This window comes from Stenotrophomonas sp. 96582_Sma, from assembly GCF_056480905.1.
In genome coordinates this window covers 1,978,729-1,999,627 of sequence record NZ_CM151122.1, presented here as the reverse complement: position 1 = coordinate 1,999,627, position 20,899 = coordinate 1,978,729, and the positions used below count along the sequence as shown (strand labels likewise).

General features: G+C 65.6%; 23 protein-coding genes and 1 tRNA gene. 12 read left to right on the top strand and 12 right to left on the bottom strand.

The window, feature by feature from the left end; all coding sequences use genetic code 11:
- Positions 1–40: 40 nt before the first annotated feature.
- A complete protein-coding gene (locus ACZK2R_RS09365) occupies positions 41–820 on the top strand; it encodes a DUF6491 family protein (RefSeq protein ID WP_180836976.1) in 780 nt (259 codons plus the stop codon).
- On the opposite strand, the gene ACZK2R_RS09360 is transcribed toward ACZK2R_RS09365, so the two are convergent.
- The 3 genes from ACZK2R_RS09360 to ACZK2R_RS09350 all read right to left on the bottom strand — a co-directional run bounded on the left by ACZK2R_RS09360 (position 817) and on the right by ACZK2R_RS09350 (position 2,784).
- On the bottom strand, positions 817–1,869 hold the full coding sequence (locus tag ACZK2R_RS09360; RefSeq protein ID WP_032127421.1) for a linear amide C-N hydrolase: 1,053 nt from the start codon (positions 1,867–1,869) through the stop codon (positions 817–819). The two genes, ACZK2R_RS09365 and ACZK2R_RS09360, sit on opposite strands and share 4 nt — an antisense overlap.
- Before the next feature lie 67 nt (positions 1,870–1,936).
- Positions 1,937–2,350: a DUF6691 family protein gene (locus ACZK2R_RS09355; protein ID WP_180836974.1), complete on the bottom strand. Its 414-nt coding sequence runs from the start codon at positions 2,348–2,350 to the stop codon at positions 1,937–1,939.
- Positions 2,347–2,784, bottom strand: coding sequence for a YeeE/YedE family protein (locus tag ACZK2R_RS09350; RefSeq protein WP_032127423.1), 438 nt, complete (start codon positions 2,782–2,784; stop codon positions 2,347–2,349). Before ACZK2R_RS09350 ends, ACZK2R_RS09355 begins: the two co-directional genes overlap by 4 nt.
- An 86-nt stretch (positions 2,785–2,870) precedes the next feature.
- On the opposite strand from ACZK2R_RS09350, the gene ACZK2R_RS09345 reads away from it, so the two are divergent.
- Positions 2,871–3,191 (top strand): ArsR/SmtB family transcription factor, encoded by a 321-nt coding sequence (locus ACZK2R_RS09345; RefSeq protein WP_180836972.1) that lies wholly within the window; start codon positions 2,871–2,873, stop codon positions 3,189–3,191.
- 3 nt (positions 3,192–3,194) lie between these two features.
- Here ACZK2R_RS09345 and ACZK2R_RS09340 read toward each other — a convergent pair whose 3' ends face one another.
- The 5 genes from ACZK2R_RS09340 to ACZK2R_RS09320 all read right to left on the bottom strand — a co-directional run bounded on the left by ACZK2R_RS09340 (position 3,195) and on the right by ACZK2R_RS09320 (position 9,331).
- Entirely contained in the window at positions 3,195–3,623 is a 429-nt protein-coding gene (locus ACZK2R_RS09340) for a BLUF domain-containing protein (protein WP_032127425.1), read from the bottom strand.
- A gap of 83 nt (positions 3,624–3,706) precedes the next feature.
- Positions 3,707–4,840, bottom strand: coding sequence for a hybrid sensor histidine kinase/response regulator (locus ACZK2R_RS09335; protein ID WP_032127426.1), 1,134 nt, complete (start codon positions 4,838–4,840; stop codon positions 3,707–3,709).
- Positions 4,837–5,412, bottom strand: a complete 576-nt coding sequence (locus tag ACZK2R_RS09330; RefSeq protein WP_032127501.1) for a chemotaxis protein CheB — start codon at positions 5,410–5,412, stop codon at positions 4,837–4,839. Before ACZK2R_RS09330 ends, ACZK2R_RS09335 begins: the two co-directional genes overlap by 4 nt.
- On the bottom strand, positions 5,412–6,236 hold the full coding sequence (locus ACZK2R_RS09325; protein WP_032127427.1) for a CheR family methyltransferase: 825 nt from the start codon (positions 6,234–6,236) through the stop codon (positions 5,412–5,414). The genes ACZK2R_RS09330 and ACZK2R_RS09325 overlap by 1 nt, the downstream gene beginning before the upstream one ends.
- Complete coding sequence (locus ACZK2R_RS09320; RefSeq protein ID WP_125892854.1) at positions 6,233–9,331, bottom strand: response regulator; 3,099 nt, start codon at positions 9,329–9,331, stop codon at positions 6,233–6,235. The genes ACZK2R_RS09325 and ACZK2R_RS09320 overlap by 4 nt, the downstream gene beginning before the upstream one ends.
- Positions 9,332–9,482: 151 nt before the next feature.
- Between ACZK2R_RS09320 and ACZK2R_RS09315 the strand changes: the two genes are divergently transcribed.
- Positions 9,483–10,646, top strand: coding sequence for a two-component system sensor histidine kinase NtrB (locus ACZK2R_RS09315; protein WP_423162771.1), 1,164 nt, complete (start codon positions 9,483–9,485; stop codon positions 10,644–10,646).
- Entirely contained in the window at positions 10,636–10,995 is a 360-nt protein-coding gene (locus tag ACZK2R_RS09310; protein WP_010482617.1) for a response regulator, read from the top strand. The genes ACZK2R_RS09315 and ACZK2R_RS09310 overlap by 11 nt, the downstream gene beginning before the upstream one ends.
- 31 nt (positions 10,996–11,026) lie before the next feature.
- Here ACZK2R_RS09310 and ACZK2R_RS09305 read toward each other — a convergent pair whose 3' ends face one another.
- On the bottom strand, positions 11,027–11,593 hold the full coding sequence (locus tag ACZK2R_RS09305; protein WP_107431768.1) for a TetR/AcrR family transcriptional regulator: 567 nt from the start codon (positions 11,591–11,593) through the stop codon (positions 11,027–11,029).
- 171 nt (positions 11,594–11,764) lie between these two features.
- On the opposite strand from ACZK2R_RS09305, the gene ACZK2R_RS09300 reads away from it, so the two are divergent.
- A complete protein-coding gene (locus ACZK2R_RS09300) occupies positions 11,765–12,595 on the top strand; it encodes a universal stress protein (RefSeq protein WP_049398529.1) in 831 nt (276 codons plus the stop codon).
- On the opposite strand, the gene ACZK2R_RS09295 is transcribed toward ACZK2R_RS09300, so the two are convergent.
- Entirely contained in the window at positions 12,543–13,436 is an 894-nt protein-coding gene (locus tag ACZK2R_RS09295) for a helix-turn-helix domain-containing protein (RefSeq protein WP_049421337.1), read from the bottom strand. The two genes, ACZK2R_RS09300 and ACZK2R_RS09295, sit on opposite strands and share 53 nt — an antisense overlap.
- Before the next feature lie 146 nt (positions 13,437–13,582).
- On the opposite strand from ACZK2R_RS09295, the gene ACZK2R_RS09290 reads away from it, so the two are divergent.
- Positions 13,583–14,140, top strand: a complete 558-nt coding sequence (locus tag ACZK2R_RS09290; RefSeq protein WP_132809997.1) for a GNAT family N-acetyltransferase — start codon at positions 13,583–13,585, stop codon at positions 14,138–14,140.
- A 7-nt stretch (positions 14,141–14,147) separates the two neighbouring features.
- Here ACZK2R_RS09290 and ACZK2R_RS09285 read toward each other — a convergent pair whose 3' ends face one another.
- The gene (locus ACZK2R_RS09285; protein WP_180836970.1) at positions 14,148–14,612 is read right to left on the bottom strand and encodes a GNAT family N-acetyltransferase; all 465 of its coding nucleotides are present in this window, start codon (positions 14,610–14,612) and stop codon (positions 14,148–14,150) included.
- A gap of 117 nt (positions 14,613–14,729) precedes the next feature.
- On the opposite strand from ACZK2R_RS09285, the gene ACZK2R_RS09280 reads away from it, so the two are divergent.
- Positions 14,730–15,620 (top strand): dihydrodipicolinate synthase family protein, encoded by an 891-nt coding sequence (locus ACZK2R_RS09280; RefSeq protein WP_180836968.1) that lies wholly within the window; start codon positions 14,730–14,732, stop codon positions 15,618–15,620.
- 1,387 nt (positions 15,621–17,007) lie between these two features.
- Here the strand turns inward: ACZK2R_RS09280 and ACZK2R_RS09275 are convergent.
- Positions 17,008–17,084: transfer RNA gene (locus tag ACZK2R_RS09275), tRNA-Arg, on the bottom strand.
- A gap of 112 nt (positions 17,085–17,196) precedes the next feature.
- On the opposite strand from ACZK2R_RS09275, the gene ACZK2R_RS09270 reads away from it, so the two are divergent.
- The 5 genes from ACZK2R_RS09270 to ACZK2R_RS09250 all read left to right on the top strand — a co-directional run bounded on the left by ACZK2R_RS09270 (position 17,197) and on the right by ACZK2R_RS09250 (position 20,860).
- Positions 17,197–17,787 (top strand): phosphatase PAP2 family protein, encoded by a 591-nt coding sequence (locus tag ACZK2R_RS09270; RefSeq protein WP_180836966.1) that lies wholly within the window; start codon positions 17,197–17,199, stop codon positions 17,785–17,787.
- Between the two features lie 109 nt (positions 17,788–17,896).
- Positions 17,897–18,193 carry a hypothetical protein gene (locus ACZK2R_RS09265; protein WP_054172898.1) on the top strand — a complete coding sequence of 99 codons (297 nt, stop codon included), beginning with the start codon at positions 17,897–17,899 and terminating at the stop codon, positions 18,191–18,193.
- Between the two features lie 89 nt (positions 18,194–18,282).
- On the top strand, positions 18,283–19,389 hold the full coding sequence (locus ACZK2R_RS09260; RefSeq protein WP_180836964.1) for a polysaccharide biosynthesis/export family protein: 1,107 nt from the start codon (positions 18,283–18,285) through the stop codon (positions 19,387–19,389).
- Positions 19,390–19,400: 11 nt separating this feature from the next.
- Positions 19,401–20,090 carry a YjbF family lipoprotein gene (locus ACZK2R_RS09255; protein ID WP_219630799.1) on the top strand — a complete coding sequence of 230 codons (690 nt, stop codon included), beginning with the start codon at positions 19,401–19,403 and terminating at the stop codon, positions 20,088–20,090.
- Positions 20,087–20,860, top strand: coding sequence for a capsule biosynthesis GfcC family protein (locus ACZK2R_RS09250; protein ID WP_180836962.1), 774 nt, complete (start codon positions 20,087–20,089; stop codon positions 20,858–20,860). Before ACZK2R_RS09255 ends, ACZK2R_RS09250 begins: the two co-directional genes overlap by 4 nt.
- Positions 20,861–20,899 lie beyond the last annotated feature (39 nt).

Genomic DNA, 20,899 nt, shown 5'->3' with positions numbered 1-20,899 from the left:
GCTATAGTCGATCCGTCATCCAACGCAGGGAGTGCAGGACATGACCCATCGGCAGGTGTCACTGGTGCTCGCCAGCAGCCTCGGCCTGGCGCTCGCAGCTTCGGCGTCCGCACAGGAGCGTACGCCCCCGGCCCCGCACTGCATGGACGCGGTCGGCGTGCAGGAAGTGGAGCAGGCATCACCGCGCTCGATCGCACTGCGCGCCGCCTCCGGACAGGCCTATCGCATCGACTTCAGCGAGGATTGCCCCGGCGTCCGCGGTGCTACCTCGCTGAAGCTGGAAGCACCTACCGGTTGGGCCTGTGGTCGTCCCAGCGAACGCGTCGTGGTCGACGGCCGCCGCTGCGCCGTCAGTGCGGTCACCCCGCTGCAGGATCGCGACTACGCCAGCGTCGCCCGCGACAGCGACCGCCTGCGCACGGCTACCCTGCCCGCCGTGACCATCCGCGAGCTCAGGGAAATCCGCCGCAGCTTCGGCGGCTCACCGTCGTACTGCTTTGCCACCCGCAACGTGCGTGCCTGGTCATCCGACCCGCAGGGCATGCTGGTGGAGACCAATCCGCGCCGCAATGGCGGCCACCGCTACTACCGGGTCGAACTCGGCAGCCACTGCCGCCAGCTCGACCGTGCGCCGCAGCTGAGCTTCCACTCGGGCCTGCAGAACGGCCTGATCTGTGGCAATCCCGGCGATCGGATCATGACTGCCGAGTTCGAGACAGACGATCTGCGCGGTGAAAGCATCGCCCCACTGCCGCAGTACACCCGCGGCAGCTGCACGATCCAGGCGGTCTACCCGGCCTCCAGCCAGGCGTCGAACTAACCGTCGACGCCCAGGAAGGTGAACGGTGCGCTGGGCACGAACTGGCCCAGTGCATCGCCGGCAAAGGTATTGCGCTGGTCCTTGCCAAGATCGAGCTTGAGCACCTGGCCGCCGAAATCGACCTTGTTCAGATCGACCCAGAAGGTGTTCGGGGTCAACGCCGACTCGAAGAAGTACAGCCGCCGCTTGTGATCGGCCACCGTGCGCCAGCGCGTGGATGAGATGTTCGGCTCACCCGGCGTGGTGATGCCATACGGCACCGACGCATTGCGGATCACGCTGAACACACTGGCCAGCGCCTCCACCGGATCTTCGGCCTTGGGAATGGCGTTGATGTAGAACGAGGCGCGCGCGAAACGATCGGCGGAGCGGTTGGTGCCCGGCAGCATCACCGTGCCGCCGATCTGCTGCCAGTAGCTGTTGAGGGCCAGCTGCTGCTCGAAGATCGGCGAGTTGGTCATCACCTGATAGCGGCGGTCATGGTGAATCACCTGGCGACCGCCGATGTACTCGACGATGGCGCTGTCGCCGGTGGCATCGGACAGCGACAGGTGCAGCGTCGCCTGGCGGTCTTCGCCCGGCACCTTGTCGGTGACGATCGAGTACGGCTCACGCTTGAGCGCCGCGACCGCCTCGTCCACGGTGGCGAAATTGTCCAGCACATACTGCGCCCACAGCGAGATCGCCAGTCCCGGCTTGTTGCCACGCTGCTGCGGATACTCCGATTCCACCAGCCACAGCAGGTTGGCCACCAGCCCCTTCTCGTTCATGCCATCGGTGGTCGACACGTCGTAGCCGGTGGCCACCACGCTGCCGTAGCGCGCAGTCCAGGCCAGCGATTTCGGACCGGCCAGGCCGGTGCGTGCGATGCCACGCGGCAACACGTAGAGGTTGGTCGCTACATCGACCTTCCAGTCCATCGAGCGCGCAGTGATCACATCGCCGTTGTCGCCCCGATACACCGCACGCGTGCAGGCCAGTGCCGGCGTGATCGCAGATGCCAGCGCCATGGCCAGCATTGCCTTTCCCTTCCACTTCATCCGTGCCATGTCGTTACGCTCCTTTCCCCGTGGTCCGTCGATCTGACCCGATCCATGGTGACACAGGGGTGAAGCCTCAGCGCACGAAGCGATCGTGCAGCCAGAAGCCCACCACCATGGCAGGCACGAACCACAGCGCTTCACGCGATGCGGCAGCCAGCCCGGCGATGGCCGGTCCGGGGCAGTAACCAGCCCATCCCCAGCCGATACCGAACAGTGCAGCGCCCAGCAGCAGGCGAGCATCGACATCACGTGCACTGGGTAGCTGGAAGCGCAGCGCGAACCACGGCTGCGCGCGTCGCAGTACCCAGCGCTGCCCGACGGCACTGACCAGCAGTGCCGAGCCCAGCACCCACATCAACGTTGGATCAAAATCACCGGCCACATCGAGGAAGCCGAGTACGCGACGCGCGTCGGTCATCCCCGAAAGCGCCAGTCCCGCGCCGAACAGCGCACCCGCCGTAGCGGCGGCCACGACCGCGCGACTCATGCCAGGCCTCCGCCGTGACGGACCAGGAACGTGGTCAGCATCGCGCAGGCCATGAACACCAGCACTGCCAGCAGCGAGCGCTTCGAGCCGCGGGCCATGCCACAGACGCCATGACCACTGGTACAACCACTCCCCAGGCGCGTGCCGAAGCCCACCAGCAGGCCAGCGCCGATCAACTGCCAGGCAGGCAAGGCATCGCGCAGCAGCACACGTGGCGAGGCCTCGGGCAGCGACTGCCACCACAGCACCAGCCCCGCTGCTGCGAGCAGCCCCAGCAGGAATGCCCAGCGCCAGCCACGCTCGCCTTCCGCTGCGCGCAGGCTGCCCGCAGCGATCCCGCTGATACCCGCCACGCGCCCGACAGTGGCGAGCAGCAACACCGCGGCGGCGCCGATCAGCGCTCCGCCAGCCACCGCAGTCCATGGCAGGTTCATGCCCTGCCCTCTTTCACGCCGCTCATGGGATTGCCCTTTGATTTAGATTTATCTAAATTAGACACTTCTAAACAAAAAGGTCAACCATGGCCCGCACCCCGCTCGACAGCGCCGCCATGGCCGAACACGCCGCCGAGGCTGCAACGCTGCTTAAGAGCCTGGCCCATCCTGCGCGCCTGCGCGTGCTGTGCCGCCTGGTCGAAGGTGAGGCACCAGTGCCGGAACTGCAGGCACTGACCGGACTCAGCGCATCAGCGCTGTCACAGCATCTGGCGGTGCTGCGCGGACTGGATATCGTCGCGACGCGTCGCGAAGCACAGGCCATCCACTACCGCGTGATTGAAGGGCCCGCACTGGGCGTGCTGCAGGCGCTGCATGCTGCCTACTGCGGTGGCACTTCGCGTTGACGCTCAGCCGGCGTGCAGGGCGGGCTGCACGACGTTGTCGAGCAGATCCACCGGGGTCGGCGCCGAACGATCACCTTCCAGCGCCCGGCTGAAACCCGACCAGTCGCTGGCCGACAGCTGGCGCAGCAATGCTGCATCCACCGGCAACGCGCGCATCGACCAGTACGGAAACTGACGCTGGCCCAGGCGGCCGCGCGCCAGCTCGATGATGTCGACATGGCTGCCGGCCTGCAGGATGCGCTCGTACACCGAATCGATACCGTCCGGCGGCCCCTCGATGTACTGCAGGAATCGCCCGCCGTCATGCAGCAGCACACCGGTCACGCCCGCCATCTTGTTGAAGCGGGCGGCGTCGTCGACCAGCGCCTGCAACCGTTCAGCGGAAAGATCCGGCAACGCCTGGCTGACGTAGGCGATGGCACGCAGTGGCATGGTGCTTCCTTGACAAGATGTACACCCACGGTAGCAGTTGCGGACGAGTTCGTCTCAGTGCCCGCGGATGTTTCCTGAAGAATTCAGTTTGCCGCTGCAGGCAGCCCTTCTGCGCGTCTCGGCAGCAGGGCTTCGAACACCACCTGCCCGGCCTCGTTGCGCGCTGCGATGCGCCCTCCGTGCGCGCGCACGAACTGATCGACGATATACAGGCCCAGCCCCAGGCCCTTGCTCTGGTGGAAGCTGGCCTTGAACGGTTCGAACAGCCGCGGCAGCAGCGCGTCGTCGATCCGGCCGGCATTGCTGACCCGCAGCAGCACGCTGCGCGGATCGCGCCCGTCCACCTCCACCCTCGCCTCGCTGCCGTGGGTGAGCGCGTTGCCGACCAGATTGGCGGCAACCTGGCCGAGACGGTCCAGATCGCCCTGCAGCCGCGTATCGCCATGCATGTCCAGATGGATCCGGTCCGCGCCATGCGCGCTGCCGGCTTCGGCCACCACCGCGCGGGTCACGTCGGCCAGATCGCAGGCACTGGCCTGCAGCCGCAGGCCACCGCTGCGGATCCGCGAGAAGTCCAGCAGCTGTTCGACCATGCGTGCCATGCGCAGAGTGCTGGCCTCCAGGTACTGCAGGGTCTGCTGCGCGCCCGCATTGTCCTGCGGGATCTCCATCGCCAGCTTGTCACTGCACAGCAGGATCGCCGACAGCGGCGTGCGCAGGTCGTGGGTCAGCACCGCCGCCATTGTTTCGTTGAGCTTGAGCGCGCGTTCCAGCGCCTCGTTGCGCGCCTTCAGCAGCTGCCGCTGCTGGTACAGCTCAATGAAGACGTTGACCTTGCTCAGGATCACCTGCGGCGCCACCGGCTTGTGCAGGAAATCGACCGCACCGCTCTCGTAGCCCTTGAACACGCGCAGGGGATCATCCGGGGAGGCGGTCAGGAAGATGATCGGCACGTCGCGGCTGCGATGCGAACCGCGCATCAGTTCGGCCAGGGTGAAGCCATCGATCTCCGGCATGTGCACGTCCAGCAGGGCCAGTGCCACCTCGTGCTCGAGCAGCAGCTCCAGCGCCTGCGCGCCGGAACCGGCCAGCAGCAGATTCACGCCCTCGCGCTGCAGCAGCGCCTGCATGGCCACCAGGTTCTGCGGCACGTCATCGACGATCAGCAGGTTGACCGGGGACTGCGACTGCGCAGGGTCCGGTGGCAGCAGGTTCATGCAAACAACTCCTTCAGGCGACGACACATCAGTTCAAGGGGCAGCACGGCATCGGCGCCGGCGTACTGCAGGGCGGAGGCCGGCATCATCGACGCTTCGGCTTCCTCGGGACATTGCAGCCAGGCACGGCCACCGGCACGGCGCACGGCGGCAACGCCCTCGCTTCCATCACTGCTGGCACCGGTCAGCAGCAGGGCCAATACCCGCCTGCCGAACACCGCAGCAGCGGAGTCGAACAGCGGATCGATGGCCGGACGGGAGAACAGCACCGGCGCATCCACCGACAACGCCACCGCCCCCTCGTCCTCCACCAGCAGGTGGTAATCCGGCGGCGCGAACGTCACCGTGCCCAGCTGCAACGGCTGCTTGTCTTCGGCTTCGCGCACCGGCAGCGCGCAGTACGGCGCCAGCACCTCGGCGATGCGGCTGGTGCGGTCACGCGGCAGGTGCAGCACGGCCAGTACCGGCACCTGCAGCGTCGCCGGGAGCGCACCGAGTACCGCCTGCAGGGCCGCCACGCCACCGGCAGACGCGCCGATCACCAGCACGGCAGGACGCGCCGGCAGCGCCATCAGGCCACCTTCCGGTACAGGCGGTGCTCGCGCGAACAGACCTCGAAGGCGTCATGGTGGCATCCGAACTGCAGCGATTCCTTGCTGCCAAGACCGAGGAAGCCCCGGTGCACCAGCGCTTCGCGGAACAGGCCGACAGCGCGGTCCTGCAGGTCGCGGTTGAAATAGATCAGCACGTTGCGGCACGACACCAGGTGCACTTCGGAGAACACGGTATCGGTGGCCAGGCTGTGGTCGGCGAACACCACGTTGCGGCGCAGCTGGCGGTCGAACACCGCGCCATCGTAGGCCGTGGCGTAGTAGTCGGACAGCGACGCCGTGCCACCGGCAGCCAGGTAGTTGCGGCTGAACTGGGCCATCCGGTCGATGCCATAGGCGCCCGCCTCGGCGGTGGCCAACGCGGCCGGATTGATGTCGGTGGCATAGACGATGCTGCGGTCAAGCAAACCTTCCTCATGCAGCAGGATCGCCAGCGACCACACTTCCTCACCGGTGCTGCAACCGGCCACCCACAGCTTCACCGAGGGATAGGTGCGCAGTACCGGCACCACCTGCTCGCGCAGTTCACGGAAGTACGCGGGATCACGGAACATCTCCGAGACCTGCACGGTGAAGAACTGCATGGCCTGGGCGAACAGCTCCGGCTCGTGCAGCAGCCGGTACTGCAGGTCGACCAGCCGTTCGCACTCATAGCGCTGCATCGCCTGGCGCATGCGCCGGCGCAGCGACGACACCGCATAGCTGCGGAAATCGTAGTGGTAGCGCTGGTACAGCGCCTCCAGCAGGACCTTCAGTTCCAGGTCGAACAACGCCTGTTCGTTCATTGCCGCGAGCACCAGACCCGGCACAGCGAGACCAGCTTGTCGACGTCGATGGGCTTGGCGATGTAGTCGTTGGCACCGGCCTGCAGGCAACGCTCGCGGTCATCGGGCATGGCCTTGGCGGTCAGCGCGATGATCGGCAGGTCCTGCAGGTGACGTTGCGCGCGGATCTCGCGCATCGCGGCGAGGCCGTCCTTCTCCGGCATCATGATGTCCATCAGCACCAGGTCGACCTCGCGCTCGGCCAGGCGATCCACCGCTTCCTGGCCGTTGCGCGCGATCTCCAGCGTCACGCCCAGCGGCTCAAGCACGCTGGACAGCGCGAAGATGTTGCGTACGTCATCCTCGGCCAGCAAAACAGTACGGCCATCGAGCACGGTGTCGCGACGGCGGGCCTCGCGCAGCAGGCGCTGCTGGTCGGTGGGCAGGCTGGCTTCCACGCTGTGCAGGAACAGGGTGACCTCATCCAGCAGGCGTTCGGGCGAACGCGCGCCCTTGATGATGATGCTCTTCGAATAGCGGCGCAGGCGCTGCTCTTCCTCGCGGCCGAGCGCGCGACCGGTATAGACGATCACCGGCGGGAAGCCGACATCATCATTGCCGGCCATGTGCTCGAGCAGGTCGTAGCCGCTGCCGTCGGGCAGCGACAGGTCCATCACCATGCAGTCGAAGGTGACCGTGCTGAGTTGCTCCAGCGCGCCGGCCAGCGTTCCCACTGCAACGATCTGCAGCTGATCACGGCCCAGCAACAGTTCCAGGTTGTGGCGCAGCTCGCTGTCGTCCTCGACGATCAGCAGGCGCCGCACGTCGCGCTGGCTGGTCTGTTCCAGCTGTTCGATGGCCGTCACCAGCCGCTCGCGCGTGGTCGGCTTGATCGCGAAACCAATCGCACCCAGCTCGCGCGCCACCTGGCTGCGGTCCATCGCCGAAACCACGTGCACCGGGATATGCCGGGTATCGGGGTTGCGCTTCAGGCGCTCCAGCACGCTCAGGCCGGACACGTCCGGCAGGCCGATATCGAGCAGGATGCCGTTCGGGCGCAGTTCGCTGGCCAGGGTCAGTGCCTCTTCGGCAGTCCCGGCCACCACGCAGTCGAAGTCCAGTTCATGGGCCAGGGCCACAAGCGCTTCGGCGAACGTGGCGTCGTCCTCGACGGCCAGGATCAAGCGGCCGGCGCGTTGGCGACGGCCGCGGTCATCGGCCACGCTGGCGGTGATGGGCGCCACGGATGCAACGGTCGGTGCGACAGGGGTGCGCGCAGCGATCGGCGGCGCAGGTGCTATTGAGGCGGCGGCAGGCACTTCGCCCGGTTCCGAAACCGGCGCGCCCTGCAACGGCAGTTCCAGGATGAAGCAGCTGCCGCGACCCGGTTCACTGTCGACCTGGATGCTGCCACCCATGCGCTCGGCCAGATCGCGCGAGATCGACAGGCCCAGGCCGGTGCCACCGTAGCGGCGGCGGGTGCTGCCATCGGCCTGTCGGAAGGCTTCGAAGATGACCTGCAGCTGCTCGCGGGCAATGCCGATACCGCTGTCGCAGACCTCGAAACGGATGCGTCCTTGACCGCCCGCACGCACGTGCAGGCTGACCTTGCCATGCTCGGTGAACTTCACCGCATTGGCCAGCAGGTTCTTCAGGATCTGCTGCAGGCGCTGGCTGTCGACCACCAGCTGGCTGGGGGCCAGCGCATCGGCCTCGATCTGCAGGGCCAGGCCCTTCTGCCGCGCCATCGGCTCGAAGGTCTCACGCAGGCGCTGCAGTACGCTGCCCGTCACCACCACTTCATCGGCCAGCTCGACGTGGCCGGCCTCGATGCGCGACAGGTCCAGGATGTCATTGATCAGCGCCAGCAGATCGTTGTTGGACGACAGGATCGCGCGCGCATACTTCACCTGTTCTTCGGTGAGCGTGCCGTCCTTGTTGTCGGCCAGCAGCTTGGCCAGGATCAGCGAGCTGTTCAGCGGCGTGCGCAGTTCATGCGACATGTTGGCCAGGAACTCGGACTTGTAGCGCGAAGTGGCGGCCAGTTCGTTGCTGTTGCGCACCAGCTGGCTCTGCGCGACCAGCAGCGCCTGCTTCTGCGCTTCCAGCTCATGGGTGCGCTCCTCCAGCTGGACGTTGCTCTGTTCCAGCTCGGCCTGCTGTTCTTCCAGATGGGTCTGCGAGTGCTGCAGGCTGCGGCTCTGCTCTTCCAGCTCCTCATTGGCCACGCGCAGCTCTTCCTGCTGGGCCTGCAGTTCCTCGCCCTGACGCTGCGATTCCTCCAGCAGCACCACCAACTGTGCGCGCAGCAGCGATGCACGCAGCGCCATGCCGATGGTCTCGCCACAGCGCTCCAGCAGCTCGACATCGAGTCGATCCTGTTCGCCGGCGCGGGTGCGTCCCAGTTCAATGATGCCCACCACCGCGCCATCGCTGCTGATCGGCGCCAGGATGCGCTCGCGCACCGGCAACCGCCCCAGGCTGGTCTGCAGCTCAAGCACCGCATCATCACCCCCATGCAGGTGGCGGATGCGCTCGTCCCGTGCCACCTGCCCGGCCACGCCTTCCTGCAATGCCAGCGACGCCGGCATACCGGACGGCAACGCCAGGCCGCCGGTCAGCTGCAGTCGCCCGCCTTCCAGGCGGTAGACGGCGGCGACGTCGGCCTGCAGCTGGGCCCCCAGGCTGGTTGCCGCCGCCTCGGCGATCTGCTCCGGCCCCAGATCACCGCGCAGGCTCATCGCCACCGCGTTCTCGGCCTCCTGCAGCCACAGCGCGCGCATCGCGTCGCGCCGCGCCTGGATGGCGCGGGAGACGATCAGCGCGATCATCAGGAACGCACACCCGCCAATGCTGCGGTTGACGAACGAGAACGCCGAGTTGGAGCTGGCCGGGGCAACGTTGTAGCCGATGATCAACAGGATGCAGGCGACGACGGCCACGATGAACGGCGCGCGTGCACTGCGCTGGAACAGCGTGACGCCGACAGCGAGGAAGTACGCCAGCCAGACGGCGTAGCCCAGCGGAACCACCAGTTCCAACGCAATGGTCGCTGCCAGCAGTACGGCGGAGGTCATCCAGATCCAGCGGTCACGCGTAGTCGCACCAGGACGCATGCAGGTCGGTTCCAGAGCACAAAGGGTGGGTGATGGTACTCCGTGTCTCATTCAGCCGCACAGGACCATTGGCACGTGCCGCGCCTGCACGCACTCTTCACACTGCACTGCCTAGCTTCACGTCCCTCCCAGGGGTAATGCTCATTTCCACGTGGACGCAGCTGCTTCTACGACGTCCGTGCTGACGGACCCTTCCCGCCAACTGCGACTGCTGATCGACAGCGTGCGCGACCATGCGCTATACCTGCTTGATCCTGATGGCATCGTCTGCAGCTGGAACCCGGGCGCGGAGCGCATCAAGGGCTATTCAGCCGGTGAAGTGGTCGGCACGCACTTTGGCCGTTTCTATCTGGCTGCCGATCGCGAAGCCGGGGAACCGCAGCGCCTGCTCCGCCTCGCAGCGCAGCACGGTCACGTCGCCAGTGAAGGCTGGCGGGTGCGCCGCGATGGCTCGTCTTTCCGTGCCAGCGTGGTCATCGAGCCGGTCGTCGAAGCAGGCGAGCTGCTCGGCTTCGTCAAGATCACCCGCGACATCACCGAGCAGTGGCAGGCACAGCGGCTGCTGCGTGATGCCCAGCGTGCGCTGCGCAATACCCAACAGTTCGAGACCGTCGGCCGCCTCAGCCGCGGGCTGTCGCACGAGTTCAACAATCTGTTGACCACCATCGGCAACGCCCTGGACCTGCTGTCCCTGCGCGTGAACGGTGACGATGCACGCGCCGCCGAGCTGCTTGATGCGGCGCAGACCGCGACCGATCGTGGTGCGCTGCTGACCCGCCAGCTGCTGGCCTTCAGCACCGGCCAGACCCTGATCCGCGAACCACTGGATATCAATGCGCTGATACGGCAGTGGCTGCCGGACCTGCAACGCGCCTGCCCGCCCACGGTGGTGCTGGATGCCCAGCTGGCGCCCGGCCTGCCTGCGATCAACACCGATGCGCTGCAGCTGCAGACGGCGCTGGCCAATCTGGTCGCCAATGCCGCGGATGCTACCCTTGAAGGCGGCCGCATCCTGATCGGCACTGCGCTGGAACATCGCCTCGATCCGGATGCGGACTCCACGCTGCAACGTGGCTATGTCACCCTCAGCGTCTGCGATGAGGGCCACGGGATGGCGGCCGACATCGCCGAACGGGCGACCGAGCCGTTCTTCACCACCAAGGACATCGGCAAAGGCAGCGGCCTCGGCCTGAGCCAGGTGTTCGGATTCACTACCCAGAGCGGCGGCTTCGTCGACGTGTCCACCACGCCCGGTGTCGGCACCACGGTCAGCCTGCTGCTCCCCGCAATGGAGGACCCTGCCGATGACCGATGACCCGATCCGCGTATTGATGGTGGAAGACCAGACCGATCTGCGTGAAATGATCGGCCTGGCCCTGCGCGACCTCGGCATCGACGTGGCCACGACCGCCGATGCGCATGAGGCCGCCGCCCTGCTGAAGGGCGAAGCGCGTTTCGACGTGGTGTTCAGCGACGTCAGCATGCCCAACGGCATGTCCGGCATCGAACTGAGCGAGCATGTGGCGCGCGAACAGCCGCAGGCGCGGATGATCCTGTCGTCCGGTTATGCGCGCTCGCAGCTGCCGCCCCTGCCGGAACAGGTGGAATTCCTGCCCAAGCCGTATCGGCTGCGCCAGTTGGTGCAGTTGTTGAAGCAGGCGTAATCCACGTTGCCCCGGCAGCAGGGCCCTGCGGTCAACCCTTCATCGCTCCCCGCTGGAACGAAGCCAGCAGCGTAGAGGCTGCCGCTGCCGGCGCCAGCCGACCGCGCGCCAGTGACCAGGTGATGCCGTAGAAGCAGGTCCAGTAGAAGTCCGCGAGCCACACTGCGGTGAAACCGACGTTGAACTCTCCGGCCGCCTGACCTCGCAGGAAAAAGGCCTCGAAGCGCTCGCCGATCGGCGCCCAGCGCTCCGGCAGCAGATGCAGGTCACCCTGGCGCTGCTGCTCTTCCATCATCCGCGCGAACAGCAGCGTCACCAGCTCCCAGTCCGCCAGCAGCGTGGCGGTGACCTGCTCCAGCACGTGGCGCGCATCACCGCCCTCATCGAACCAGACCGCCGCCGCTTCCACGCGCTCGAAGCCGGCCGCGAACAGTGCCTCGTCGATCGCCTCCCGGGTGGGCGCAAACCGGTACAGGGTCGCGCGGCTGATACCGGCCCCGCGCGCGAGTTCGCTGAGGGTGCAGCGTGGATGGCTGACCAAGGTGGCCGCCAGCGCGTGGGGCAGGTCGCGGCGGGTGCGTGCTGCGGCAGGTCGCATGAAAGCGTTGAGGTGTGGGTTTGCCCTCACGCTAGCATGAATCACCAATTAATAAACTGAATCAAAGATGATTCATTAGGATCACCAATGCGCTAAAACAGGGATGCGTCCGGTGCACCCGGGTCGGTGCACGGCAGGGAACGCGTCACAGGCATCGAAGGAGACAACGCCATGCTGCATCCACTACGCGATATCGCTGTGTTGTTCGACGCCAGCGACACCGGGGACCGCGTTCTCAACATCGCCGCCCATCTGGCGCAGGCACAGCAGGCCCATCTGGTCGCGGTCTCCACCGCCCAGCATCCCACCGACATCGCCAACGGTTTCGCACGCGGTGCCGGCATTGCCGCCGCGCTCGACCATGAGGCGCGCGCGGATGCCGCCTGCACCGCGCAGCTGATGCAGAACCTGCGTGCCGTGTCCGAGCCGCTGCAGATCAGCACCGAACTGCGCATCGTCTCGGACTATCTCGGCGGCGCCGACCTGGCCCTGCAGTCGCTGTACTGCGACCTGATCATCGCCGGCTATCCGCGTACTCCCGGCGCCCCTTCTGGCTGGCACCCGCTGGGAACGCTGCGCCAGACCGGCGTGCCGATGCTGCTGGTACCACCACATTGGCAAGGCGACCAGGTCGGCCATCGCATCGTGGTGGCCTGGAATGCCAGCAAGCAGGCACGCCGTGCGGTAGCCGATGCGTTGCCGCTGCTCGCACGTGCGAAAGCGGTGCACCTGCTGATGGTCGACACGCCCAAGGCCGAGGCCACACCTGGCGCCGAGATGGCCCAGCACCTGGCGCGGCACGGCGTCGAAGTAGAGATCCAGGCGATCAGTTCAAGCCAGGGCGGCGTTGCCGCGACCATCCGCCAGCACGTGCTCGATGCCGACGCCGACCTGCTGGTGCTGGGCCCCTACAGCCGCAGCCGGGTGGTCGAGCGTGTGCTCGGCGGGGTCACCGAGGATCTGCTGGCCGAAGTACCGGCGCCCTTGTTCGTGTCGCACTAGTACCGCCCTGCCCTGCCCGGCGATAGCCGGTCAGCGACTGCCCGGTGTGCCGCCGGAAGTAGCGGCACAGGTAGGATGCATCCTCGAAGCACAGTCGCTCGGCGATGCGACCGATCGGCAATTCGCTGTAGGTCAGCAGCGCCTTGATTTCCAGCACCACCTGGCGATCAATCAACGCCTTTGGCGTTTCGTCGAAGCACTCGCGGGTCAGCTGCGAAAGATAGAACGGGGTGATGCACAGCGCGTCGGCATAGGACTGCACGTCGCGCTGGCGCGTGCTGCGCTCACCGACCAGTTCCCAGAAATTCCAGGCCAAGCGCTCGCGTCGGCTGACCTGCGCCACGGCCACACTGCGCGCCGGCAACAGCGTTGCGAATTTGAGGAAGAACGTCTGCAGCAGGTTGCGCAGCATCACGTGACGATAGCGGCCGCCATTGTGCTGTGCATCCATCAACTGCTGCAGCCAGCCCTGCAGCAGCGGCACGTCCAGCGGCGACGGCACGCAGTGGGGCTGATCGTGCAGGAACTTGAACAGTGCATTGGGAAGCACATAGGCCACCTCCGATGCCAGCGCCTTGGGCATCAGGCAGACCACCGCCAGAAAGCCGCGTGAGCGCTGCCGCAGCAGCGCCAGCGTGTCCTCTGCCAGCACCAGCACATCGTGCCGCTGCACCGCTACCTCGCGGAAGTTCAGTGCAAAGCGTGCGCGCCCCGATACGCATACCAGCACCGCCAGATAAGCGTGGCCGAACGACAACGGGACGCCTTGCCCTTCGGCCAGCGTACTGACCTCCAAGCGCATGGATTCGTCCTGGTCCAGGAGCTGGGGTACGCGATCCATGGGCCGATCCGGCTGTATTCCGGGCCCCAGCATACCCGGGCTCGGCCACCCGTTGTGAAAAGTACCGAAACCATCAAGGTCCCGCTCTGGGCCAATCGCGCCTGTCGACCTAGCCTGTGCACTCTCTTTGTTCCCGTGGAATTGACATGCAGCTGCACACCGAACGCTTGATCCTTCGCCCCTGGCGCGACACCGACGCTGCCGATCTGTACGAGTACGCCCGCGACCCGCGCGTAGGCCCCATCGCCGGCTGGCCGGTGCACACCAGCGTTGAGGAAAGTACCGAAATCATCCGCACCGTCTTCAACCGGCCAGAGGTCTACGCGCTGCAGAGCCGCGAGGACGGCCACGCGATCGGCTGTGTCGGCATCCTGATCGGCACCGACAGCAACTTCGAGATCAGCGATCGAGAGGGTGAGATCGCCTACTGGATCGGCGTTCCGTACTGGGGCCGCGGACTGGTGCCCGAAGCGGTGCGCGAAGTGATGCGGCACGCCTTCATGCAACTGGAACTGGACGCACTGTGGTGCGGCTACTTCGCTGACAACCTGCAATCGCTCAGCGCACAGAGCAAATGCGGTTTCCAGCATCACCATACCGAAGTGAACAAGTTCAACAGCTTCCTCGGCGACTACCGCACAGAGCACATCAGCCGCATCACCCGCGAGCAATGGTTTGCCCTGCAGGCCACCTTGCCAGCATGAGCGGAGTTCAGGCCGACGTGCGCTGCATGAACAGAAGTTCCGGCGTCGAGAACGCATCAACCTGCTGGAAACCGAGGTCGCGATACAGGGTCACGGCGGCGGTGTTGTCACGATAGACGCGCAACGTGAGGCGCTGCACACCGTCTTCGCGCATGGCCTGTGCACTCAAGGCATGCATGAGCAGCCGGCCAAGGCCGCGCCCGCGTGCCAGGGGGGAAACAATGATGCGACCCAGGTGCGCGGTGCCGGCGTCGGTCATCCAGTACTGGCCAAAGCCCAGACACTGGCCCTGCTCGTCCAGCAGCGCCCAGCCCGGCCTCGGCCCGAGTTCGAGCACCTGCGCGAACCGTTCCTGCGGCAAGGGAAACGGCACGCCGGGGCCCGCCCAGCGCTGGGTGCCCTCGGCGGAATCAAGCCAATCGGCAATGGTGGCGTAGTGCGAAGGCTGGACGGCGCAAAGGCTTGGTTTCATGACTCGCATGGTGCGTCATTCGTGGCGATTAGACACGCTGCGTGGCGACACTTGAGTTTTGTCATAGGACAATAAACAATTCCAGGCGTCCAGCCCATTCCCCCTTCGGGAGATCCCATGTTCAAAGGCCTCAGCGCGTTTCCACTGACCCCGCTCTCTGAAGCCGGCATCAACTTTCGTGCGTTTGCCGGACTGATCGAGCGCCTGGCCGATTCCGATGTTGATTCGATGGGCGTGCTTGGCTCCACTGGCAGCTACGCCTATCTGGAGAAGCACGAGCGCAAGCGCGTGCTGCGCGAAGCCCTGGCGCACGCAGGAGGCGTACCGGTCATCGCCGGCATCGGTGCACTGCGTACCCGCGATGTGCTGGAGCTGGCCCTGGACGCCGAGGATGCAGGTGCTGCAGGCCTGCTGCTCGCCCCCGTGTCTTACCAGCCCCTGAAGGACCATGAGGTGCAAGCACTGTTTGAGACCATTTGTACGGCGGTGCGTACACCGATCTGCGTCTACGACAATCCAGGCACCACGCACTTCCGCTTCTCCGATGCCTTGCATGGCCGGATCGCCGCGCTGCCCAACATCGCTTCGATCAAGATTCCGCGCCTCGCTGATGATCCGGCCGAGGCGGCCGCCCGCGTTGCTGCACTCCGTGCATGCGTTCCCGCGCATGTGACGCTGGGCGTCAGTGGTGACGCCTCGGCGGTGCGAGGGCTGCTGGCGGGGTGTGACGGCTGGTATTCGGTGACCGCCGGACTGTTCCCCGAGGTTGCGCTGCAGATCATGCGGGCCGTGGGTAGTGACGATGAAGAGGGTGCTATTGCCCTGTCTGCCCGGCTGGCGCCGCTGTGGTCCCTGTACGACCGGTTCGGCGGGATTCGCGTGATGGCCTGCGCGGCGGCCCTGCTGGGACTGTGCAGCGAGAACTGCCTGCCGTTGCCGTTGCAGGGGCTGCGGGACGGTGAGCGCGAGGAGGTGGAGGCGGTGCTGGGTGGGTTAGTGTTGTTGTAGAAGCCCGGCGAGCGGTTGCCGTGCAGTGTGGCGGGTGGTGAGCTCGGCCCTCGCCCACAGCCTCACCGGGTCCATTGCCTTGGTTCAGATCACCTCCAGAAACTGGCCGACCTCACGACTACACCGTTGAAGCTTCCTCATGGTTGCGTCACAGTTCCCCACTTCCGATGGAGGTGCAGAATGCATGGAATGACCCAACACATCAGGATGGCAACAGCTGGAAGCACACTTATGCTGTTGGCTGCCTGCACCTCTGTCGGCGACACGCGAAGTTCCGGACCTGTAGCCACTTTCTCGTCCAATCAGGATCCCTTAGCCGCCGCCACGTGTGTCCGCGACGCATGGGGAGAGGTGAGCATCGGAGGATCACGATGGCAGTATGTACTTGAGCCGCGTTCCGATGGCTACTCCGTGTCGACCTCCAGCGGCGGCGTCCCAGCAGAGTTTGTTGAGGTCGCCCCTCGAGCTGGAGGGGGAAGCGATATCAAGTTCTACAGCAAGTTCCTGAAGCGTCGACAGGCTCGCTACATCGAAGCCGTCACCCAATGCGGTGTCCGCTCACCGTAACTCCAAGTCTTGAGCCTCGCGAAGGTCACAGCCTTTGCCGGGATGCTGGCCCTGACGTCAGCCGGAAGGATACGGCCGGCGGTCGAAGATCCTGCGGACGCAGCAACGATCTGCCTGAATCGCTCGGACCGGACGCCGACGCGACGTTGCTCGCCCGCACCCGGAGGGTCCGTCGAAACCACTTCGGTCTTGGATTGGGTCAAGGCTCACTCATCGGCATATGCGCCGCTTTGCTTTTGGGTCGGCCATCCGGCCCCGCTCCGGGTAGACGGCAGTGATCTGGAAGGAGTAGTACATGGCAGCAATCTGTCCGCGGTGCCTTTTGGCTACGTAATGGAGGCCTGCCACCTCAGCCGCGCGGTGAACGCGCCGCGGAACAACAGTTTGAATCTGCTGGTGCAGATCGCCTGGGATTGGCGACACCAAGACGCGAATTGCGCTCTGTAAGGCCCGCGAAAGCCCGGGGCCATACCTTTCCCCTTCGCAGTACAACACAAGCAGCAGAGCGCTATTCGCGCATCAATCTTTGCATGGGGGCAATGTGGCGAGCTTGGGTTGGTTCGACGGAATGGTCCTCGGCTTTTTGCTGGGCGTCGCTGCAAGCGCAATTGCCGCATTCCTTGCCCTTCATGAGAAAAGGCGGGACAAATGACCGCAGCTCAAGCCTCCCAGAGAGGATGCCCCCGACGGAGTAGAACTCCGGCACCATTAGGCCGCACCTGCCGTTGGGGCCGCGCGATGGAGGCTTGCCGCCTCAGCCGAGCAAATGGCGCGTCAAGACATTCAGCAGGCCCGCCAAATGCCACAAGCCATTGATATATGGTGACCCCGGCCCGATTCGAACGGGCGACCTTCCCCTTAGGAGGGGGACGCTCTATCCAGCTGAGCTACGGGGCCATTGGCAGCGGGGAAGGATACCGCGTCTGGCTGAATGGACCAAGCCATCGAAAGGCTGTGGACGGGCAAACACCCCTAAGCTGACGTTCCCCACTCCCCGCCCGCCCCATCGATGCAGATTGTCTGGTTGTCCCTTTCCGCCCTCGGTGACAGCCGTTGGCTTCTGCCAATGGCGCTGGTGCTGCTGCTCACCCTGCCCCGCAGCGAAACGGGCCTGAAAGCGCGATGGCTCAGCGCCATCGCAGTGGCCGCCTGTGTGACGCTTGCATCCAAGCTGGCCTTCATGGGCTGGGGTATCGGCATCAAGAGCCTGCACTTCAGCGGTTTCTCCGGGCACGCGGCGATGTCCAGCGCCGTGTATCCAATGGTCGGGGCGCTGCTGGCGGGACCCGAAAGACGCGCCCGGGTGGTCGGCCTAATGAGCGGGGTGTTGTTGGCGGTGGCCATTGCCTGGTCCCGCGTCCCCCTGCACGCGCACAGCCTCTCTGAAGCCATCGCCGGGTTGGGCCTTGGCCTGGGCTGCAGCGCATGGGCGCTGCGCGGCACAGCACCTTCCAGACGCCCGAGTGCTGTGACCGCCACGGCCGCCGTGCTTGCCGGAATGTTCCTGCCCCTCACGCTGCCTGATATCCATACCCATCAACTGGTCATCGCGCTGGCAAAATTCATCTCCGGCAGGACTGAGATTTTCCAGCATCTCTGAGAGCTGCAAAGAGCACCCCACATTTCCTTCACGTGCCTTGACAGAGCAAACGAATAGCCGCCACCATAGCGGTGGAAAAATTTCCCTCACGGAGTAGGAGACCCCGTAGATGAAGAAGATGATTGCCGCCCTGGCCCTGCTGGGTCTGTCCTCGCCGGTGTTCGCTCAGGAAGCTCCTGTCGCTACCGAAACCAGCGCCGAAGTCGCGAGCGCCGAAACCGCCGGCGCCGCCGCCTCTGGCACCCTGACCACCGCTGCATCCATCGGCCTCGGCGTTGCAGCCGCAGCCGTGGTCTACAGCGTCGCCGCAGACAGCAGCAGCGACGATGCCGGCAACAACAACGGCGGCACCACCAATCCGCCGGGCGGCACCACCGGCTCAACCGGTACGACCGGCACCCGCTGATCGAAACGCCGTTGTAGTACCCACGCCCTCGCCGGGCGGCAGTTCGGCGAGGGCTTTTTCATGCCCGTTCGGGCCAGGAATGATTAACGATGGACTGCAAGCGTCTCGTCGCCGCCATGGCGTTCACCCTCACCATGTCAGGCTGCATGTGGGCCCCCGGCCAGCACATGCGCTCGAATTCCCTGATGGGTAGCAGCCAGCAGATTGGCAACGATCAGATCGAGTTGATTCCGATCACGCCCAAGCTCATCGCCATGGAGCGCGGCGCAAAGAGCGCCCCCGGGCTTCCGGCCTCGTTGATGCAGTTCCAGCCTGGCCCCTATCAGATCGGTGCAGGTGACATCCTGTACATCACAGTCTGGGACCACCCTGAACTGACCGTCCCGGCAGGCCCGCAGCAGCAGCTCAGTGCAGCCGGCCGCCTGGTGCAGTCCGACGGCACGCTGTTCTATCCATACATCGGCAAGGTCACCGCCGCCGGCAAGACACCCGCCGAGCTGCGTGAAGAGATCACCACCCGACTGGCCCGCTACATCGAAGCGCCGCAGGTGGACGTCTCGATGCTGACCTATGCCAGCCAGCGCGTGTGGGTCACCGGCGCCTCGCGCCAGCCGGCCACGGTGCCGCTGACGGTCACTCCGCTCACCCTCGGTGATGCCATCAGCCAGGCAGGCCTCGACCCGGCACAGGCCGACCTGTCCGGCGTCCGCCTCACCCGCGACGGCACCACCTTCACCATCGATCTTGACGAGCTGGGCCGCAATGGCGGCGGCGACACGAACGTCTTCCTCAAGGCGGGCGATCACCTGTATGTGCCGTATCTCGACCGCAAGGAAGTCTTTGTCGTCGGTGAAGTGAACCAGCCCGGCGCCATGAGCTTCAAGACCGGCGGGATCTCACTGAGCCAGGCGCTGGGTCGCGCGCGCGGTCTGCTGCAGACCACCTCCAACGGCAACGCGGTCTACGTGATCCGTGGCTCGAATGACCTCCAGGACACGCCGTCGCAGGTGTTCCACCTGGAAGCCAAATCGCCCTCCGCTTTCGCCGTTGCCAGCCAGTTCAACCTGCAGCCGGGTGACGTCGTGTTCGTGGGCGCAGCTGGCGTGACACGCTGGAGCCGCTTCGTGAACCAACTGCTGCCGTTCACCGCCATCATCAGCAACGCAGCCAGCGCGCGCAACGATCTGGACAATTGACGAGGCTTCAGATGAGCAGGAACGCTCTCTCCCGCCTCGTGCTCCGGAGTTTCCGCCTGAGCCTGCTGGGTACCGTCATCGCGGTCTCTGCAGCCGGCTGCGGTGTTGTCGGTCGCAGCAGCGTCAAGGCAGTGCAACTGGCCGTGCAGGGTAAGCCGGATGTGCAGCCCAGCGCCGAGGACGTTGCACGCAACCGCTATCCGCAGATCAAGGTCAACGGACCTGCTGGCGGCGCAGTGCTGGTGCTTGGCGCAGTGGATGGTGGCCGCCAGGCCTGGTACAGCAGCGAACGCAGCATCGTGTTCCTGCGCAATGGCCTGATCGAAGCGACCCACGGCGGTACTCCCGAGCTGCAACAGATGCGGATCATCGGGCCGAACCCGCTGCTCGACCTGCGCAAGGTGAAGGATGGCGACGTCGTGCAACGACGTTACGACCTCATGCCGGACTATCGCTTCGACATGAAGGTGACCGGCACCCTGCACCCGCTGGGCACGGAGAGCGTTGAGATCCTGGGCCGGACGCGCGAACTGCTGCACGTGCGCGAGGAGCTGCGGGGTGACGGCTGGAAGCAGCAGAACCACTACTGGGCGGACCCGTCCAGCGGCTTCATATGGAAAAGCCGCCAGGCCATCGCGCCGGATGCCCATCTGGAAATCATCCAGCTCAAACCCTATTCGCCGGACCTGCAACCCCGATGAAGCCGCAATTGATCGTGATGGCCCTTGGCGCTGTACTCGCCAGCACGGGCCAAGCGGCTTCTCCCATCCAGGTGGAAGCCTTCGGAAACGTTCGCTCACCGGGCCCCCACACCCTGGCAAGCGATGCCCGGCTGAGCGCCGCAGCCCTTGCCGCCGCACCAGACGAGCATGCCTACATGGCGGGCGCCGCGCTGCTTCGCACGAACAGCCTCGAAGCGCAGGCACGCCTGAAAGCGGGGCTGCTGTTCGACTTGGAAACACTGGCAGCTCTTGAGGACGCGCCAGAGATCGCCGACGCAGCGTCCCGGATGGCCCGCGAGTTCGGCGCACTTCCCATTACCGGGCGCGAACCGCAACTGCTCGAGCCGCGCTCCCTGGAAGCCGATCGCCCGCAGGATCGGCCGGCCCGCGCAGGCGATCGACTGATCTACCCGTCGCGACCAGAGACAGTGACCATCATGGGCGCCGTCCCCCATTTGTGCTCCTTGCCGCACGCTGCAATGCAGGATGCGCGCAGCTACCGCAACCAATGCGAGCTGCTGCCCGCAGCCAGTCCGGACAACCTGTATGTGATCCAGCCCGATGGCCGGGTCACGAAGATCGGCATTGCGCTGTGGAACCGTAGCGCACGGACAACGCTGGCGCCCGGAGCGGTGATCTATGTTCCCATCGCGGGATCTGCTGTCCGGTCCGCCACCCCCGATATCAACGATGAAGCCGCGCGCTTCCTCGCCACCCAGGTGCTGGACGCGCCGGGAGTTCCAGATTGATGTGCCGTAATCATTTGCCGCTGGCTCGCGCCGGCGCCG

Coding starts and splice junctions, on each gene's coding strand:
- ACZK2R_RS09365 (WP_180836976.1), top strand. CDS start 41: ATGACCCATCGGCAGGTGTCACTGGTGCTCGCCAGCAGCCTCGGCCTG.
- ACZK2R_RS09360 (WP_032127421.1), bottom strand. CDS start 1,869: ATGGCACGGATGAAGTGGAAGGGAAAGGCAATGCTGGCCATGGCGCTG.
- ACZK2R_RS09355 (WP_180836974.1), bottom strand. CDS start 2,350: ATGAGTCGCGCGGTCGTGGCCGCCGCTACGGCGGGTGCGCTGTTCGGC.
- ACZK2R_RS09350 (WP_032127423.1), bottom strand. CDS start 2,784: ATGAACCTGCCATGGACTGCGGTGGCTGGCGGAGCGCTGATCGGCGCC.
- ACZK2R_RS09345 (WP_180836972.1), top strand. CDS start 2,871: ATGGCCCGCACCCCGCTCGACAGCGCCGCCATGGCCGAACACGCCGCC.
- ACZK2R_RS09340 (WP_032127425.1), bottom strand. CDS start 3,623: ATGCCACTGCGTGCCATCGCCTACGTCAGCCAGGCGTTGCCGGATCTT.
- ACZK2R_RS09335 (WP_032127426.1), bottom strand. CDS start 4,840: ATGAACCTGCTGCCACCGGACCCTGCGCAGTCGCAGTCCCCGGTCAAC.
- ACZK2R_RS09330 (WP_032127501.1), bottom strand. CDS start 5,412: ATGGCGCTGCCGGCGCGTCCTGCCGTGCTGGTGATCGGCGCGTCTGCC.
- ACZK2R_RS09325 (WP_032127427.1), bottom strand. CDS start 6,236: ATGAACGAACAGGCGTTGTTCGACCTGGAACTGAAGGTCCTGCTGGAG.
- ACZK2R_RS09320 (WP_125892854.1), bottom strand. CDS start 9,331: ATGCGTCCTGGTGCGACTACGCGTGACCGCTGGATCTGGATGACCTCC.
- ACZK2R_RS09310 (WP_010482617.1), top strand. CDS start 10,636: ATGACCGATGACCCGATCCGCGTATTGATGGTGGAAGACCAGACCGAT.
- ACZK2R_RS09305 (WP_107431768.1), bottom strand. CDS start 11,593: ATGCGACCTGCCGCAGCACGCACCCGCCGCGACCTGCCCCACGCGCTG.
- ACZK2R_RS09300 (WP_049398529.1), top strand. CDS start 11,765: ATGCTGCATCCACTACGCGATATCGCTGTGTTGTTCGACGCCAGCGAC.
- ACZK2R_RS09295 (WP_049421337.1), bottom strand. CDS start 13,436: ATGGATCGCGTACCCCAGCTCCTGGACCAGGACGAATCCATGCGCTTG.
- ACZK2R_RS09290 (WP_132809997.1), top strand. CDS start 13,583: ATGCAGCTGCACACCGAACGCTTGATCCTTCGCCCCTGGCGCGACACC.
- ACZK2R_RS09285 (WP_180836970.1), bottom strand. CDS start 14,612: ATGAAACCAAGCCTTTGCGCCGTCCAGCCTTCGCACTACGCCACCATT.
- ACZK2R_RS09280 (WP_180836968.1), top strand. CDS start 14,730: ATGTTCAAAGGCCTCAGCGCGTTTCCACTGACCCCGCTCTCTGAAGCC.
- ACZK2R_RS09270 (WP_180836966.1), top strand. CDS start 17,197: ATGCAGATTGTCTGGTTGTCCCTTTCCGCCCTCGGTGACAGCCGTTGG.
- ACZK2R_RS09265 (WP_054172898.1), top strand. CDS start 17,897: ATGAAGAAGATGATTGCCGCCCTGGCCCTGCTGGGTCTGTCCTCGCCG.
- ACZK2R_RS09260 (WP_180836964.1), top strand. CDS start 18,283: ATGGACTGCAAGCGTCTCGTCGCCGCCATGGCGTTCACCCTCACCATG.
- ACZK2R_RS09255 (WP_219630799.1), top strand. CDS start 19,401: ATGAGCAGGAACGCTCTCTCCCGCCTCGTGCTCCGGAGTTTCCGCCTG.
- ACZK2R_RS09250 (WP_180836962.1), top strand. CDS start 20,087: ATGAAGCCGCAATTGATCGTGATGGCCCTTGGCGCTGTACTCGCCAGC.